This is a genomic window from Streptomyces sp. NBC_00038, assembly GCF_026343635.1.
In the GTDB taxonomy this organism is placed as follows: domain Bacteria; phylum Actinomycetota; class Actinomycetes; order Streptomycetales; family Streptomycetaceae; genus Streptomyces.
Genome location: NZ_JAPELQ010000001.1, coordinates 2,332,510 through 2,348,816 on the forward strand (window position 1 = coordinate 2,332,510; position 16,307 = coordinate 2,348,816).

Below are 16,307 nucleotides of genomic sequence, written 5' to 3' on the forward strand. Positions count from 1 at the left end.
TCAGCGCTCCCTTAACGCCGCCATAAGGATCTCCATCTCCCGCCTCCAGCAGGCGATTTCGCGGTTTCTTCGGGCTAGCTTGCTGATCGCCCCCACGGGTTCGGCCCACAGGTTCAGCCCACGCATCCGGGACGTTTCGAGGAGTTCCCCCATGACCGCCGCCATGCCCACTCGCCGCAAGGCCGCCGCGATCGCCGTCGTCGGTGTCGCCCCGCTCGCTCTCACCGCGCTCGCCGCCGCGCCGGCCGCCGCGCACGGCACGATGGGCGACCCGGTCAGCCGGGTCTCCCAGTGCTACGCGGAGGGTCCGGAGAGCCCCAAGTCGGCCGCCTGCAAGGCGGTTGTCGCGGCGGGCGGCACGCAGGCGCTCTACGACTGGAACGGCATACGCATCGGCGACGCGAACGGGCAGCACCAGGCGCTGATCCCGGACGGCAAGCTGTGCAGCGCGAACAGCGACGAGTTCAAGGGCCTGGACCTGGCCCGCGAGGACTGGCCGGCCACGAGCGTGAGCAGTGGCTCGTACACCTTCAAGTACCGGGTGACCGCGCCGCACAAGGGCACCTTCAAGGTCTATGTCACCAAGGCCGGCTACGACCCGTCGCAGCCGTTGGCCTGGGACGATCTGGATCTCCAGAATCCGGTCGCCTCGGCCACCGACCCGGCCGCGTCGGGCGGCTTCTACACCTTCTCCGGCACCCTCCCGCAGCGCTCCGGCAAGCAGCTGCTGTACGCGATCTGGCAGCGCTCGGACAGCCCCGAGGCCTTCTACTCCTGCTCGGACATCACGTACGGCGGGAGCGACAGCGGCACCAGTGACGACAGCGGTGACAGCGGCAGCGGCACGACGACCACCGCTTCTCCGGCCCCCGCCCCGACCGCCTCGGCGCCCTCCGACGAGCAGATCGAGGCCGGTACCGACAAGTCGACCGTCGAGCACAGCGGCCACGGCGACAACGACGCCAGTACGTCCGCGGAACCCACCACTGCCTCCCCGGTCGCGGAGACCTCCACCCCTGCCACCCAGGTCGAGGCCCAGGCGGCCGGCGCCTCGGAGAACCTCGCCGAGACCGGCGGAGACGGCACCACCCCGTACCTCGCGGTCGGCGGTGCCGCCGCCCTGGCACTCGGCGCGGCAACACTGTTCGCCTCGGTCCGGCGCCGCGCGGTGAGCGGCGGACGCCACGGCCGCTAGGCCTTGCGGGGTCTGTCCGGCGGCTCAGGCCGGACAGACCCCGGCCGCGTGCTCAGCCGAGCACGGACAGGCAGGTGGTCGCGGTGGCGTGGGACGGATCGAGCGCGTTCGCCACCTCGTGGAAGGCGATGCGGTCGATGAGGCCGATCGCCGCGTGCTCGGAGAGGTCGACGGCGCACAGGTCCTGCAACAGGACGTTGTGGACGTCGGATCCGGTGAGGAACTGTGAGCGGTACGGCGTGACCACCTCGTCGTACTTGGTGGCGATGACCGTGTAGTGGACGCCCGCGACGGTGTCGCCGCCCGCGTTGAGCTTGGTCAGGAACGCGGATCCGGCGATCTGGTCGGCGAGTGCCGGAGTCGCCGTGGAGAGCAGGTCCTCGGCGCCGGGGAAGTACGCCAGCAGGTTGGTGAGGCCGCTGAGGGTGGTGCCGTGGTTGTCGGGCGCGATGCCGACGAGGGCGTTCACCTTGGCGGCTCCGCCGAGGAACTTGAGGTAGTAGCGGGGCATCATCCCGCCCTGCGAATGACCCACGAGGTCGGCCTTGGCCGAGCCGGTCGCGGCGAGCACTTTGTCTACGAAGACCTGGAGCTGCTCGGCCGACTTGTCGATCGGGCCGAGGCCGTTGAAGAGCGGGACTCCGGGCAGTTGCCCGTAGTCGAGGGAGTAGACGCAGTAGCCCCGGTTCACCAGGTAGGGCGCGAGGGCCAGCCAGTTGTCGACGGAGTTCGCGAAGGTGCCGTGGACGAGGACGACGGGGCGGGGGTGGGCGGCGGACGGTTTGCAGGAGTAGTTGTTCCAGCCGCTGCTCGCCGCGGCGGCCTCGGCGGCGGTGGCAGGGACAGCGGTGGCGGTGGCGGTGGCGGAGGCGGTGGGGACGATGACGACCGTGGCGGTCAGAACGAGCGCGGCCAGCGGTCTGAGCATTCGCTTCCAGGGCAGCATCGTGTGATCTCCTTGCGGCTCAAGGGAGTTGCGACGGCGTACGCCCTGTGATCCGGATCACGAGGATGCTGTTCACTCGTCAAGTTACGAGTGAGTAGTCCAAGTGTGAAGTTACGCGTCAGTAAAAACTTCCAGCGGTAGTCGGTGGCTGTGATAGAGCCACTGACGAACCGTCACCAGGCGGGCCTGATGGGACCGTAGGGCGCAATGCGCGCCAAACGGTCGCGCAACGCCCGAACTTCACCCTCGCCGAGCAGTTCGACCCACGGCCGAACGGCCTCCGCCGCCGCTTCCTCCGCCGCACGCGTGCAGGCCCAGCCGAGCTCGGTCAGCACGAGCAGCCGGGCGCGCGCGTCATCGGGATGCGGCCGCCGCTCGACATACCCCTTGCGCACCACCTCGTCGACGAGCTGACTCGCGGCCTGCTTGGTGACCCCGAGATGCGCCGCGAGGTCGGTGACCGTCGCCCCGTCCGGTGCGAGCCGTGCGAACGCGAAGCCGTGGGCGGGCCGCACCCCCTCGAACCCCCGGGCGACGACGCCTTCATGGATGCGTTGCGTCAGCTCACCGGCGGCGGCGAGCAGGACGGCGGACAGGGCCATGGCCTCGGAGTTCTGCACGGAAGCATTGAAACACCCTTGACGACTTGGTCAAGTAGCTTGACTATGTATCAAGTGGTCAAGCCGCTTGACTACATACCCATCGCTGAGGGAGATCCGTATGCCCGTAGTCCGCTCCTCCGAAGGCCTCGTCCACGAGATACACGGCGCCCGCTTCGTCTCGTACGCCACTCCCCGCACCGGCAGCAAGGAGCTGTGCGCCTGGCGGGGCGAGATCCCCGCCGGGACCAAGGCCCCCGTGCACACCGTCAACCGGGAGGAGATCTTCCATCTCCTCTCCGGCGAACTGCTGATCACCCTCGACGGCCACGCCGAGCGGATCACCGCGGGCGACACGGTGATCATCAACCCGGGCGCGACGTTCGGCGTCGAGAACCCCACCCAGGAGACCGCGACCTCCTGGGTCACCACGTCCATCGGCCTCCGGGCGGAGCTGGCCGACGGCACGGTCATCACTCCGCCGTGGGCCAACTGACCTGACGGGCGAGCAAGTCGAGCGCTGCTGCCCGGCCTCTTGAAGGAGGCCGGGCCAGGCCCCTGGGCGCGCGGGGACTACTGCACGGTGCTCTCCTCGTCCCGGTCGGCTTCCGTCACGGCCTGTTCGGCCGGTCGCTGCTTGTGGGTGTGCTTGCGGCCGGGCAGAACGGCGATGACGATCAGGGTTCCGGCGGCCATGATGATGCCGCCGAAGAGGCTGGTGTGGGCGATGGCGTGGGCGAAGGACTCGTGGACCGCGTCGACCAGGATCTGGGCCTGCTGGAGTCCGCCGGTCGGGGTCTTCGCGACCTGCTCGGCGACGGCGAGGCCACCACCCACCGAGTCCTTGGCGGTGTCCATCGCGGCGGCCGGGAGGTGACCGCCGACCAGGCCGGTCAGCTTGTCCTTGTAGGAGGTGGCCAGGAGCGAGCCGAGGATGGCGATGCCCAGGGAGCCGCCGAGTTCCAGCGCGGTGTCGTTGGCGCCGCCGCCCACGCCCAGCTCCGACTCGGGGAAGGACCCCATGATGGTGTCGGTGGCCGGGGCAACGCTCAGGCCGATGGCGAAGCCGAGCATCAACAGAGGCGCCAGGAAGTCGGTGTACGCCGAGCCCGACTCGATCCGCGTGAGCAGGAAGACGCCCGCCGTGCCGATCACCATGCCGGTGCCCACCACCAGCCTCACCCCCAGCTTCGGGGCCACGCGCCCGGTCACCGCGGCGCCGAGGAACACCGCTCCGGCCAGCGGCAGCAGCCGTACACCCGTCTCCAGAGCGTTGTAGCCGAGGACGAACTGCAGGAACTGGGTGGAGTAGTAGATCGCGCCGAAGGTGCCGAAGAAGAAGAACAGCACCGCGAGCATGGATCCGCTGAAGGGGCGCTCCTTGAACTTGCGCACGTTCAGCATCGGGTGCGGGTGGCGCAGCTCCCAGGCGACGAAGGCCGCCAGGCCGACAACGGCGACCACGGCTGCGACGATCGGGCCGGTGCCCCAGCCGAAGTGCGGGCCCTCGATGGTCGCGTAGACCAGGGAGCCGACGGTGACGATGGAAAGCAGGCCGCCGACATAGTCGATGGCGCCCATCTTCTGCGCTTTCGACGGCGGCACCAGGAGCAGCGCGCCCGCGATGCCGACGATCGCGAGGGGGACGTTCATCAGGAACGCGGAGCCCCAGGCGTGGCTCTCCAGGAGCCAGCCGGCGATCAGTGGGCCGGCGGCGATGGCGAGGCCGGAGGTGGCGCTCCAGACCGTGATGGCCTTGGCCCGCTCGCCTCTGGGGAAGATCGCGACCAGCAGGGACAGGGTGGCCGGCATGACGACGGCGGCGCCGACGCCCATGATCGCGCGGGCGACGATGACCAGGTGGGCTTCGTCGACCAGGCCGCCCATCACCGAACCACTCGCGAAGATCAGCAGGCCCAGGATCAGTGCACCGCGACGGCTGTACTTGTCGCCGATCGAGCCCAGTACGAGCATCAGCGCGGCGTACGGGACGGTGTAGCCGTCGATGACCCACTGCAGGTCGCTACTGGACAGACCCAGGTCCTTGGTCATGTCCGGCGCGGCCACGATCAGTGACGTGTTCGCCATGACGACGATCAGCAGGCTCAGGCAAAGCACCAGCAGTCCCCACCAGCGCCGTGGATAGGGCTCCGTCATCTTCTCGACGGGGGTGTTGACAACGAGCGGCATCGAAAGCTCCTCGGCAGGAGGCGAAGCGGAGGCTTCGGAGGTTCGCGGATCGGGGTGAGCGGTGCGGGGGCGGCCATCGGCCTCTGGGGCACCGCGAGCAATTAATTGCCCATCGATGTGCAGACTAGTTTATTGCCCGTTGGTGTGCAACTATCGGGCTGTCCTCCCACCGGCGACCGGAGGTCCCGACATGACCGGCGCATACGTCACAGACGCCGCAGGACGCAGCCGTACCCGCCTCACGCGGGACCGGATCCTTGAAGCGGCAAGGCAGGAACTCGGCCGCGATCCCGACAGCAGCGTCGGTGGCATCGCCGAGGCGGCAGGTGTGGTGCGTCGTACGGTCTACGGCCACTTCAGCGGCAGGGCGGCGCTCGTGGAGGGGCTGGTGGAGGACGCCGCGCGGGCGCTGCGGCAGGCACTCGCGATCCCGGAGGATCGTGCGTCGGACGTCGTCACGGCGCTGGCGCGTTTCGTCCTCGCGGTGTGGCCCGTCGGTGACCGCTACCGCATGCTGCTCCGGCTCGCTCCCCAGGACCTCGGGGCCGAGCGGGTGGCCGAGGTCCTCGCCCCCGCACGCGACACGGCAGCGGCGATCATCGCCCGGGGGCAGCGGCAGGGGGTCTTCCAGACCAGCATTCCGCCCGGCCCGCTGAGCCGAGCACTGGAGGGGCACCTGCTGGGGCTCCTGGAGTGCGTGAACGCCGGGACCTGGACCGACGACGGCACACGTGCCGCGACCGCCGCCCTGATCGCGATGGGGGTGGACGACGGCCTCGCCGTCGCCCGCGTCCGAAGACTCGGCCGGTCCGAGTGGATCGGCTCCTGAGCCCCGGACGCATTGCCGGCATGAGGCTCAGACGCATTGCCGACCTGACGCCCAGACGCACTCCCGAAGAACTTCCCACGCGCGTTTCCCGAAGAGGACACCCATGTACCAGTCCCAGTCATATGACGAACCCGTCGGTGCGCCGTCCTACGGCGACACCGCCGTCCACGCGAGCCCGCCGGCGCCGAGGCGGCGGCGCCGGATCGTCGTCGCCGCATCCCTCGCGGCATTGCTGATCGGTGCCGTCGTGGTCGACCGGGTCGCCGCGGCCCGCGCGGAGAGCCGCATGGCCGAGGCGTTCCAGGAGGGCATGGGAACCGCTGAGCGGCCTTCGGTGCACGTCAGCGGCTTCCCCGTGCTGACCCAACTGGCCGGGGGCAGCCTGCGGCACGTCGAACTCACCGCCCATGACATACCCGCCGACGATACGACGCGGCCCCTGCCGGTGACGGAACTGACCGTCGGCCTGGACGGGGTGAGGGCCTCGGGCAGCGCCGATGAGGCGCATGCCCGCAGCGTGAAGGCGACCGCCTTCCTGTCGTACGAGGACGTCTCAGGCGCGCTCGGCCTGGACGTCTCACAGGGCGACGAACCGGGCCGGATCAACGCGACGATCAGTCTGCCGCTCGCCGGAGACGTGACCGTTGGTGCGGCCGTTTCGGCGGCGCCGGGGAACCGCATCGCCTTCAGCGACGTACGTGTCGTCCAGGGCGAACTACTCCCCCCTCTGAAGACATTGCTCGACAAGGCCTTGGAGGAGCCCATTCCGGTGCGGAACGTACCCGAGGGGCTGCATCTGCGGTCGGTCACCACCACGGCGAACGGGATCGACGCCCGCTTCACCGGCCGCTCGGTCACCTTCCGGCCGAGCTCGTCGTCCAGCACGTAGGGGCGGGGGGCGTGATCAGTCGTGCGCCGAGTCCAGCATGAGGGCGACCGGGATAGCAGTACTGATGAATTCATCATTTTCGGCCATGAACACCTTGACGCCAAGACCGTCACACTTGATGATTCCCTCATTGCCGCAATGTTGCACGGAGGGCACCATGTCTGAAATCCATGTCAACGGGGCTGAAGTCAAGACGGCCCACCAGGACCTCCACAGCGAGCAGGGAGCCCTGCGCGGCGAGCATCCGGGCAGATCCCGGAATCCCGTGATCAAGGTGGCGGACCTGGCCTGGCTCGAATTCGAGAAGCCCGACCTGGACCGGGCCGAGGTCTTCGCCCGCGACTTCGGCTTCCACGTCGCCGCGCGCACCGAGGGTGAGCTGTGGCTGCGCGGCAGCTTCGCCGGCTCGCCCTGCATGGTGATCCGGCGCGGGCGTGCGTCCCGTTTCATCGGCCCGGCGTTCCGCGCGGCCGAGCGGGCCGACCTGGACCGGCTGGCCCGGGCCACCGGCACCGACGTGCGCGACGCGGACGTCCCCGGCGGCGGCAAGACGGTCGGCCTGCTCGACCCGTCCGGTTTCCCGGTGCGGGTCGTGCACTGCGCCGAACGGCTCCCGGAGCTACCGGAACAGCAGCCGCTGCTGCTCAACTTCGGCACCGAACACCGTCGTACGAACACCACTCAGCGCCCGCCGCGGGAGCCGTCCCGTATCCAGCGGCTGGGCCATGTGGTGCTGGAGACGCGGGTGTTCGCCCGGGCCCTCGACTGGTACCTGGACACCCTCGGGATGATCGTGTCCGACTTCCTGTTCCTGGACGGGCAGCGCGAGCGCGGCCCGTCCATGGCGTTCCTGCGCTGCGATCTGGGAAACCTGCCGGCCGACCACCACACCCTGGCGATGCATCTGGGACCGGGCAACGGCTATGTGCACTCCGCCTATCAGGTGACCGACCTCGACTCGATCGCGGCCGGTGGCGAGTACCTGAACGAGCGCGGATACAAGCACAGTTGGGGCATCGGGCGGCACATCCTGGGCAGCCAGCTCTTCGACTACTGGCGCGACCCCGACCGCTTCATGCTGGAGCACTTCGCCGACGGCGACCTGTTCTCCTGCGACCTCGAACCCGGCTGGGCGCCCATGTCGACGAGCGGGCTGGCCCAGTGGGGCCCACCGGCCACCAGGGACTTCCTCGGTACGAGCCCTTCGCCGCAACGGGTCCGCGATGTGATCCAGGCCCTGCGCGGCGACAACGAGATGGACCCGGCGCGTCTGCTGGGTCTGCTCAAGGCCGCCAACTCCTGACCTCCACCCCCTCCGACAAAGGCAATGACATGAGCACCAACGTCCTGCGCACCGCCGACGGCTGGTGGGTCGTCCTCGGCGACCGCGCCGTCCTCGTCGACACCAAGGCCGTCACCACCGCCGAACTGATCGCCGACCGTGCCACCGTGCGAGAGGCAGCCCTTTCGGGCAAGGCGGGCCCGCCCGTCACCGACCTGGTGGCCCTCACCCCGGTGACCACCCCCTGCCGGGTGGTCGCCCAGATGGTCAACTACCGCAGCCACGCCCGCGATTCGGGCTTCACCGGTGACATTCCGCCCGCCTTCTTCCGCAAGGCGTCCGGCTCGGTCAGCGGCCCACGCGAGAGCATCGTCCGGCCGCCCCACGTGAAGTTCCTCGACTACGAGATCGAACTCGGCCTCGTCATGGGCGCACCGCTGCCGGTGGGCACCGTGGTGGAGGAGCAGGACCTGCCGTCGTACGTCGCCGGACTCGTGATCACCAACGACGTCAGCGCGCGTGACGTACAGCTGACCAAGACGCAGTTCTACGAGAGCAAGTCGTACCCGACCTTCACGCCGACCGGCCCTTACCTGGCGCTCCTTGAGCCGGAGGACTTCACCCATCTCCTCGATCTGCGGCTGAAGTTGTCGGTCAACGGTGATCTGCGTCAGGACCGCACCCTCACCGACATGATCGTCCGCCCGGCGCAGGCCCTCACCCTGCTCGCCCGCTTCCAGACCCTGGACCCCGGCGACCTGCTGCTCACCGGCACCCCCGGCGGCACCGCCCTCAAAGCACCGCCCAAGCCGGTCGAGAAGATCGGCGCACTCCTGCCACCCGCCGTGAAGTGGAAGGCGTTCTTCAAGACCCAGGCCAAGAACCCGCACTACCTGCGCACCGGAGACGTGATCACGGCGACGATCGCGACCCCGGACGGCCGGATCGAACTCGGTGAGCAACGCACACCCGTCACGCACGCCGAGCAGAACCCGAAGTGAGCCGCACATGAGCGCCGAGCACGACCTGCCACATCTGATCGCGTCGTCATGGACGTCGTCGCGGCCGGGGGCCGGGACTTGATGGACGCCACGGCCCGGGCATCGCCTCCGCGCACCGCGCGCAACCCCCACATGTCCCAACGGACCGTCGAGGAAAGCTTGTTGAGGAGAGCCGCACAATGATCAGGCCTTACCCGGAACCCTTCACCACACCTGATCCGCAGGCCGTCGCCGGCAGCCGCATCGTGGACTTCGCCCGCCGTGTCGGCGTGGACGGCACCGACTACGCGGCTCTGCACCGCTGGTCGGTCACCGATCTGACGGGCTTCTGGGGCGCGTTGTGGGAGTACTTCGACGTCGACGCGGACACCCCGTACGAGCGGGTGCTGGCCGAGGAGACCATGCCCGGCGCCCGCTGGTTTCCGGGTGCCACCCTCAACTACGCCCACCACGCCCTGCGCAACCTGCCCTCCGACGGTCCGGCGATCATCGCCCTGGACGAGACCGGCACCGGCTACGAGGTCACGGGAGAACGGCTGCGTGCCCAGGTCGCCTCCGTCGCGGCGACCCTGCGCGACTTGGGCGTGGAGGCGGGCGACCGGGTGGTGGGCTACCTGCCCAACACCCCGCACGCGATCGTCGCGTTCCTGGCTGCCGCGAGCCTGGGTGCCGTGTGGTCGGTTTGCGGCCAGGACTACGCGCCCCAGGCGGCCGCCGACCGGTTCGCGCAGCTCGAACCCACCGTGCTGATCGCTGCCGACGGCTACCTCTTCAACGGCACCACCCACGACCGCCGCGACGCCGCCCTCGAACTCGCGGGCGCGCTGCCGACGTTGAAGGCGACGCTGCTGGTGGACCACGTGGGTCTGCCGTGGCCGTCGAGGGTGTACCCGTCGCTGGTCGTCCCGTGGGAGGACGCGTCCACCCGCACCGAGGAACTCGCCTGTACGCCGGTGCCGTTCGACCACCCTCTGTGGGTCGTGTTCTCCTCCGGTACCACCGGCCTGCCCAAGGGCATCGTCCACGGCCATGGCGGCGTGCTGCTGGAGCATCTGAAAACCCTGGGCCTGCACTCCGACCTGGGCCCCGGAGACCGCCTCCTGTGGTACACCACCACCCACTGGATGATGTGGAACCTGGTCGCCTCGACGCTGCTGACCGGTGCCACGACGTGCACGTACGACGGCAGCCCGGCGCCGCTCGCCAACCTCGACATCCTGTGGAAGCTGGCCGCGCGTCACCGGGTCACCGTCTTCGGCACCAGCCCCCAATACCTGCTGGGGATGGCCAAGTTCGGCATCGACCCGTCCGGACACGACCTGTCGTCCGTCCGCGTGGTGGGCTGCACCGGCTCCGCGCTGCCCGCCTCGGCCTACCCCTGGGTCCGCGACCACGTGGGCGAGCGCGTGCTGCTGGCCTCGATCAGCGGCGGCACTGACGTGGTGTCCGGCTTCGCCGGTAGCGCACCCAACACCCCGGTCTGGGCAGGGGAGTTGTCGGCTCCCCATCTGGGCGTGTCCCTTGCGGCGTACGACCCCGAGGGCTTCCCGGTAGTGGACCAGGTCGGCGAGCTGGTCGTCACCCGGCCCATGCCGTCGATGCCGCTGTACTTCTGGAACGACGTCGACGGCCGCCGTTACCACGACGCCTATTTCTCGACGTACCCCGGCGTGTGGCGGCACGGCGACTGGATCACGGTCACGGGACACGGTTCGGTGACCGTGCACGGTCGCTCGGACAGCACGCTGAACCGCAACGGCGTACGCCTCGGCAGCGCCGACATCCACGACGTCGTCGAGCGTCTCCCCGAGGTCAGCGAGGCCCTGGTCATCGGCGCGGAGGAGCCCGACGGCGGCTACTGGATGCCGCTCTTCGTGGTCCCCGCGGCCGGGGTACCTCTGGACGACACTCTCCGGGAGAAGATCCGCGACGCCATCCGCAGTGGAGCCTCCCCGCGCCACGTACCGGACGAGATCCTCGAAGTCCCGGGCATCCCGCACACCCGCACCGGCAAGAAACTTGAGGTCCCGGTCAAACGTCTGCTCCAGGGCGCTTCGGTGGAGCAGGTCGTCAACCCGGCCGCCGTGGACGAGCCCGACCTCATCGACTACTACGTCCGCCTGGGCGCCGAACGCCGGGACAGGTCCGTATGACGACCGCACAGATCGCCCTCGCCGTCGTGCTCTCCCTCGTCTTCCTCCCTCTGGGGCTGGCGAAGATCGCCGCGGTGGCGTTCATGCGCCAGGCGGCAGCGCATCTCGGCATGTCATCGGGTCTCTACCGAGTCATCGGCACCCTGGAGGTGGCCGGGGCCGCAGGACTGTTGCTCGGGCTGGCTTCGGTGCGGGTCGGAGTGGCCGCCGCGATCGGGCTGGCGCTGCTGATGGCCGCGGCCGCGGTGGTTCACCTACGCCACGGTGACCCGCCGGTCCGGTCCCTGCCCGCCGCTGCGCTGGCCGTGGCGGCGGTGGCGTACGCCGGGGTGGCGGTGGCCGCCGGCTGACGGCTCGGGATCTTCGCCGTCTCACGAAGGTCTGCGTCGACTCCGACCGCATGCCCGTAGAAGGCGCGTTCCGGCATCAAGGAGACCTGTCCGACGGGGCGGGCGACCTGCCTGATGAGGCGGGCCGATCGTCGGGTGCGGTCACGGATCGGGCCGGGGCTTGCATGTCAGAATGGGCTGCCCGTTCTTCGTCCGGCTTTCATCGAGGTTCTTCCGTGTCCCAGCCTGTTGGCCGTGTGCCGCAGCGACGTAATGCACGGTCCAACCGGGCGCGCATCCTGGCCACCGCGCGCGAGGAGCTCGGGCGGAACCCCGACATCACCCTGGAGGAACTGGCCCGCGCCTCCGGTGTTGTCAGGCGCACCCTTTTCGGGCACTTCCCCGGACGAGCGGCGCTCCTGGAGGCGCTGGCCGAGGAGGCCGCCGAGGCTCTTCAGGCCGCCGTTTCGGCTGCGGAGAAGGTCGCGGAGCCTGCCGAGCGGGCGCTGGCGCGCTTCTCGTTGTCGATCTGGCCGGTGGGTGACAGGTACCGGATGCTCCTGGCGCTCGCCCAGCGGGACCTGGGCATGGAACGTGTCGCCGAGATCCTCGAACCCACCCGAGTCAAGGGCACGGCCATCGTGGAGCGGGGGCAGCGGGACGGTGTCTTCCCCTCCCATCTGCCACCCGCGGTGCTGAGCGCCGGTCTGGAGGCGATGACGGTCGCTCTGCTGGAGGCGGTCAACACCGGGGCGCTGGAGGACGACGGGACGCGTACGGCCGTCGCCACGCTCATCGCGGCCGGTGTGCCGGAGAAGCAGGCGCGCGTCGTGGTCGACGACGTGGCCGCCACGGCCGCGGAGGGACCGTAGCCGACGGCTGAGCCGCGGCGCGGCTGTGGACACGGAGGTTCGAACGGACCCCGGCGCGAAGGCGCCGGGGTCTTGTCACATGCGCCACCGCTTCTTTAATTACCCCCGGATGTGCAATTATCTGATGGTGCTCCTGTGGCTTGACGGGTCGGCGTGCTGCCGACCCCTGCTCAGGCCCCGCCTTCCCGACCCGTAGTGGAGAAGCCAGTGAACTTCGGCGGACCAGACGACCTGACCTTCTCCCACCCGGTGCCGGTGGCCGTCGTCGGCGGCCGGTACGAGCTGCGCCTGCTGCTCGGCTCCGGGGGTATGGCCGAAGTGCACCTCGCGCACGACGTCCGACTCGACCGTCTTGTCGCGGTGAAGACCCTGCGCGCCGATCTCGCCCATGACCCGGTGTTCCAGGAACGGTTCCGCCGGGAGGCGCAGTCGACGGCATCGCTCAACCACCCGGCCATCGCCGCGGTGTACGACACGGGCGAGGACGCCTCCATGCCGTACGGCGGCGGATGGGAGGGCGCCGGCTTCCCGCTGCCGTACCTCGTGATGGAGTACGTCGACGGGACGACCCTGCGCGAAAGCCTCTACTCCGGACCGCCGTTGACCGTCGAACGCGCCCTGAGCCTGACGGCCGACGTCCTGCGGGCCCTCGCCCACTCCCACCAGCAGGGCATCGTGCACCGGGACATCAAGCCGGCCAACGTCATGCTGACGCGGGCCGGTCGGGTCAAGGTCATGGACTTCGGGATCGCCCGCGACGCGCGGGACACCGGCATGACGCAGACGTCCGTCGTCATCGGCACCGCCCAGTACCTCTCGCCGGAACAGGCGCTCGGGCAGGACATCGACGCCCGGTCCGACCTGTACTCGGTGGGCTGCCTGCTGTACGAACTGCTCACCTTCCGCACGCCGTTCACCGGCGAGACGCCGATCGCGGTGATGTACCAGCACATCCAGGAGGCTCCGCACCCGCCGAGCCTCTACAACCCCGAGATCGGTCCCGACGTGGACGCGATCGTCCTGCGCGCCCTTCAGAAGGATCCCTGGTACCGCTACCAGTCCGCCACGGAGATGCTCGGTGACATCGAGGCACAGTTGAGTGCGAGACCGTCGGCGGCGGGTGCCGCGCCCCGGACGGAAGGGACCGGCGACTCATTCGACGGTGACGACTCGCACGGTGGCGAGGAGGAGCCCGGGCGCCGCCGGGGCAGCGTGGCGCTGGTCGTGGCCGGCGTCGCCGTCCTGGTCGCGGCGCTGGTCGTCGGCTGGTTCATGTTCGGCCGGGGTGCGGCCGACGACGGCAAGGTGACCGTTCCGGTTCTGGTCGGCAGGACTCTCGATGAGGCTCGGAACGCGGCGGACAACGTCGGCCTCACGGTCACCGTGGCGAAGCGGGAGTCGTGCGCCGACCAGCCCACGGGCCACGTCTGCACGCAGAGTCCGGCGGACGGCGAACTCGACAAGGGGCAGGCCGTGTCGGTGACTGTCTCCACCGGCGCGCCGAAGGTGGAGGTGCCGGATGTCGTCGACAAGGACGAGGACGACGCGTCCCGCATCCTGGAGGACAAGGGTTTCAAGGTGAAGGTCCGGCACGTCGAGTCCTCGGAGGACCCCGGCACCGTCCTCAAGCAGGATCCCGAGGGTGGCGACAAGGTCGAGAAGGGCACCGAGGTCACCCTCGCGGTGGCCAAGGAGGCCGAGAAGTCCACGGTCCCGGACCTCACCGGCAACACGGCGAGCGAGGCCCGGAACCTGCTGGCCGAGCACGACCTGAAGCTGGGCGACACGACGGAGGTCGACAGCGGAGCCGAGGCCGGCACTGTCGTCGGCCAGAGCGTCCCCTCCGGCGAGGAGGTCGAGCCCGGCTCCACGGTCGACGTCCAGGTCGCCAAGGCCGTGGAGACCGTACAGATCCCCACCGACATCGTCGGCAGGACCCTCGCCGAGGTCCAGGACGAACTGGGCGGGCTCGGACTCCAGGTCAGTGTCGCCTCCGGGTACTCCCAGGCGTCCGACGCCGTGGTGGCGTCGAGCACCCCGGTGGCGGGGAGCGAGGTCGAGGCGGGCAGCACCGTGATCGTCGTGACCGAGGACACGAGTGACGAGTCGTCGGACAACGGGACACCGGCCGGCGACACGGCGACGGCGCCGACAACAGCGACATCGTCGTCGGCGGACGGCGGTCAGTGAGACCTCACCACCGTCCTGACGTCACCAACGCCCGACGTCAGGATGGTGGTGGCCCTGTCGCGGGCGGGGGCGAGGATGTCCGGGGCGCTTCCTCGTCAGTCGAGATCGGGCAGCGGGCGCCAGGCGATTTCACGGGCATCCTCGGGCGGGACGCCCAGCATGCGCAGCAGCATTTCGACCAGGCCTGACGCCGCCTCGTCGCCATCGCGCTCGGGTCGGGCGAACCGGAGCTCCACCAGTGCCAGCAAGGAACCGCCCAGGGCGGTCACCGCGGCGGTCGGGTCGGTGATGGTGAAACGACCGGAGGCGATGCCGACCTCCACGTCGCGCATGGCGCGCGGCGCCAGGCCCGAGTCCGAGTGGAGGTGGCTGAGCCCGCGGTGGCGCAGGACCTGCATCAGCTCGGGCCGGGAGTCGGCCAGGCGCGCGCTGAGGCGGAAGCCGCCCGCGACGAGTTCCGCAGGGTCATCGACGTCTTGCAGGTACTCGTCGAAGGCTTGGCCAAGCTCTTCGAGAGCGTCCCGCACCGCAGCGTCGAACAGCTCCGCCTTCGACTCGAAGTGGTTGTAGAAGGTGCCGAAGCCGACGTCCGCCCGGTCGGCGATCGTCTGGATGCTCGCGCTGGTGTCGCCCGTCTCGGCGAGTATCTGCCGGGCCGCGCGGACGAGCGCCTGACGAGTCTCGGCGCGGCGTCGTTCGAAGCGGTTACGGGGAGGCGCTGACGTGGGCATACGTGCGACTCTATCAATATGCCCCATCCGCCACAGTTCTGATGAGGTAGTCAGTACATCGCCGATGGGGCCCAATTCCGGCGGCAGACTGCTACTTGAGGAATTCCCGAAGTACGGTGACTGTCTCCTCGGGAGCTTCGAAAGGCCAGAAGTGGCCGGAATCGAAGAGATGCACACCGCTTCCTTGTGGGAGCTTCGCGACAACCAGAGGATCGGTATAGAACTCGCGGGGCTGGACGGGGTCGTCCGCTCCTTGCAGTAGCAAGACGGGGCACTTCCACTGGGGGATGAGTCGGGTACGTCGCTCGACCCATTCCTGACGGAACGATGAAGAGTTGAAATAGCGGGGAACGGCAGTACTGATGCCGTCGTAGCTGAACTCCTGCACAGTCCGGACCAGGTCCGATTCCTTCACTTCGCGTTCAGTGAGCAGGGAGTAGGCGGTGACGACGAGTCGGCGGGCATCGGCCAGCATGGAATGAGCGTCGGGCGAGGTGAACATTTCCTGCTGGGGATGAAGGTCGGGATGGAGGTGCCAGAGGTGCTGCTGTCCCCGGCCGTAGCGGATGACGCGGTTCCCCATCAGCGCCGCGAGGTGGTCGCCGACCGGAGTCCCCCTGTCGTGCGTGATCAGGCTGAACCGCTCTATCCGAAGCTGGTCCAGCAGGGCTGCGAGCTGGATGGCAACTCCCTCCTGACGGAAGTCACCGGTGCCCTTCTCCGACTGTCCGTAGCCCTTCAGGTCAATGGCCAGGCAGCGGTAGTCGGAGCCGAGGGCCTCAAGGGCGTAGTGCCACTGCCACCAGGAGTCAGGTACGCCGTGAAGGAAGACGACAACAGGAGCATGGGCAGGACCACCCTCGACGTAGTGCCAACGCACAGTTTCGCCGTCACCGGGTGAGTCGACGAATCGGTGCGTGAAGGTGATCTTGCCCAGACGCTCCTCGTCGCCGTCCGCGTCGGGGGCACGTGGCGGCGTTTCGGGTAGCTCAGGCAGGAGTTGGTCCACCCTGGACAGCCTGTCGAACGCCTTTTCCAGTCCCGCGTGGACACGTGACGGAGGCGTTGTGTACTCGTACGGAGTTGTGTCATGGAACATGG

General features: G+C 69.2%; 16 protein-coding genes. 10 read left to right on the forward strand and 6 right to left on the reverse strand.

Features of this window, described 5'->3' with window-relative positions; genetic code table 11:
* The first annotated feature begins 163 nt into the window (after positions 1-163).
* Complete coding sequence (locus OG219_RS10805) at positions 164-1,195, forward strand: lytic polysaccharide monooxygenase (protein ID WP_266836057.1); 1,032 nt, start codon at positions 164-166, stop codon at positions 1,193-1,195.
* 52 nt (positions 1,196-1,247) lie between these two features.
* On the opposite strand, the gene OG219_RS10810 is transcribed toward OG219_RS10805, so the two are convergent.
* A complete protein-coding gene (locus OG219_RS10810) occupies positions 1,248-2,141 on the reverse strand; it encodes a triacylglycerol lipase (RefSeq protein WP_266825294.1) in 894 nt (297 codons plus the stop codon).
* Between the two features lie 173 nt (positions 2,142-2,314).
* Positions 2,315-2,761: a MarR family winged helix-turn-helix transcriptional regulator gene (locus OG219_RS10815; protein WP_266825296.1), complete on the reverse strand. Its 447-nt coding sequence runs from the start codon at positions 2,759-2,761 to the stop codon at positions 2,315-2,317.
* 100 nt (positions 2,762-2,861) lie between these two features.
* Between OG219_RS10815 and OG219_RS10820 the strand changes: the two genes are divergently transcribed.
* Positions 2,862-3,236, forward strand: a complete 375-nt coding sequence (locus OG219_RS10820; RefSeq protein WP_266825298.1) for a cupin domain-containing protein — start codon at positions 2,862-2,864, stop codon at positions 3,234-3,236.
* Positions 3,237-3,313: 77 nt separating this feature from the next.
* Here the strand turns inward: OG219_RS10820 and OG219_RS10825 are convergent, their stop codons facing one another.
* Positions 3,314-4,930, reverse strand: a complete 1,617-nt coding sequence (locus OG219_RS10825) for an MFS transporter (protein WP_266825300.1) — start codon at positions 4,928-4,930, stop codon at positions 3,314-3,316.
* Positions 4,931-5,120: 190 nt separating this feature from the next.
* Between OG219_RS10825 and OG219_RS10830 the strand changes: the two genes are divergently transcribed.
* Both OG219_RS10830 and OG219_RS10835 read left to right on the forward strand, forming a co-directional pair.
* Positions 5,121-5,759, forward strand: coding sequence for a TetR/AcrR family transcriptional regulator (locus OG219_RS10830; protein ID WP_266825302.1), 639 nt, complete (start codon positions 5,121-5,123; stop codon positions 5,757-5,759).
* Between the two features lie 103 nt (positions 5,760-5,862).
* Entirely contained in the window at positions 5,863-6,648 is a 786-nt protein-coding gene (locus OG219_RS10835; RefSeq protein ID WP_266825304.1) for a DUF2993 domain-containing protein, read from the forward strand.
* 15 nt (positions 6,649-6,663) lie between these two features.
* Here the strand turns inward: OG219_RS10835 and OG219_RS10840 are convergent, their stop codons facing one another.
* A complete protein-coding gene (locus OG219_RS10840; RefSeq protein WP_266825306.1) occupies positions 6,664-6,807 on the reverse strand; it encodes a hypothetical protein in 144 nt (47 codons plus the stop codon).
* Between OG219_RS10840 and OG219_RS10845 the strand changes: the two genes are divergently transcribed.
* The 6 genes from OG219_RS10845 (at position 6,806) to pknB (ending at position 14,475) form a co-directional block, all read left to right on the forward strand.
* A complete protein-coding gene (locus OG219_RS10845; protein WP_266825307.1) occupies positions 6,806-7,951 on the forward strand; it encodes a VOC family protein in 1,146 nt (381 codons plus the stop codon). The two genes, OG219_RS10840 and OG219_RS10845, sit on opposite strands and share 2 nt — an antisense overlap.
* A 29-nt stretch (positions 7,952-7,980) precedes the next feature.
* Positions 7,981-8,931 (forward strand): fumarylacetoacetate hydrolase family protein, encoded by a 951-nt coding sequence (locus tag OG219_RS10850; protein ID WP_266825308.1) that lies wholly within the window; start codon positions 7,981-7,983, stop codon positions 8,929-8,931.
* Between the two features lie 179 nt (positions 8,932-9,110).
* Positions 9,111-11,084, forward strand: a complete 1,974-nt coding sequence (locus OG219_RS10855) for an acetoacetate--CoA ligase (RefSeq protein WP_266825309.1) — start codon at positions 9,111-9,113, stop codon at positions 11,082-11,084.
* A complete protein-coding gene (locus OG219_RS10860) occupies positions 11,081-11,434 on the forward strand; it encodes a DoxX family protein (RefSeq protein WP_266825311.1) in 354 nt (117 codons plus the stop codon). The genes OG219_RS10855 and OG219_RS10860 overlap by 4 nt, the downstream gene beginning before the upstream one ends.
* Positions 11,435-11,649: 215 nt before the next feature.
* Positions 11,650-12,285, forward strand: a complete 636-nt coding sequence (locus OG219_RS10865; protein ID WP_266825313.1) for a TetR family transcriptional regulator — start codon at positions 11,650-11,652, stop codon at positions 12,283-12,285.
* A gap of 207 nt (positions 12,286-12,492) precedes the next feature.
* The gene (gene pknB, locus OG219_RS10870) at positions 12,493-14,475 is read left to right on the forward strand and encodes a Stk1 family PASTA domain-containing Ser/Thr kinase (RefSeq protein WP_266825315.1); all 1,983 of its coding nucleotides are present in this window, start codon (positions 12,493-12,495) and stop codon (positions 14,473-14,475) included.
* A gap of 95 nt (positions 14,476-14,570) precedes the next feature.
* On the opposite strand, the gene OG219_RS10875 is transcribed toward pknB, so the two are convergent.
* Positions 14,571-15,206 carry a TetR/AcrR family transcriptional regulator gene (locus tag OG219_RS10875; protein ID WP_266825317.1) on the reverse strand — a complete coding sequence of 212 codons (636 nt, stop codon included), beginning with the start codon at positions 15,204-15,206 and terminating at the stop codon, positions 14,571-14,573.
* A 91-nt stretch (positions 15,207-15,297) separates the two neighbouring features.
* Entirely contained in the window at positions 15,298-16,215 is a 918-nt protein-coding gene (locus OG219_RS10880) for an alpha/beta fold hydrolase (protein ID WP_266825319.1), read from the reverse strand.
* Positions 16,216-16,307: the final 92 nt, after the last annotated feature.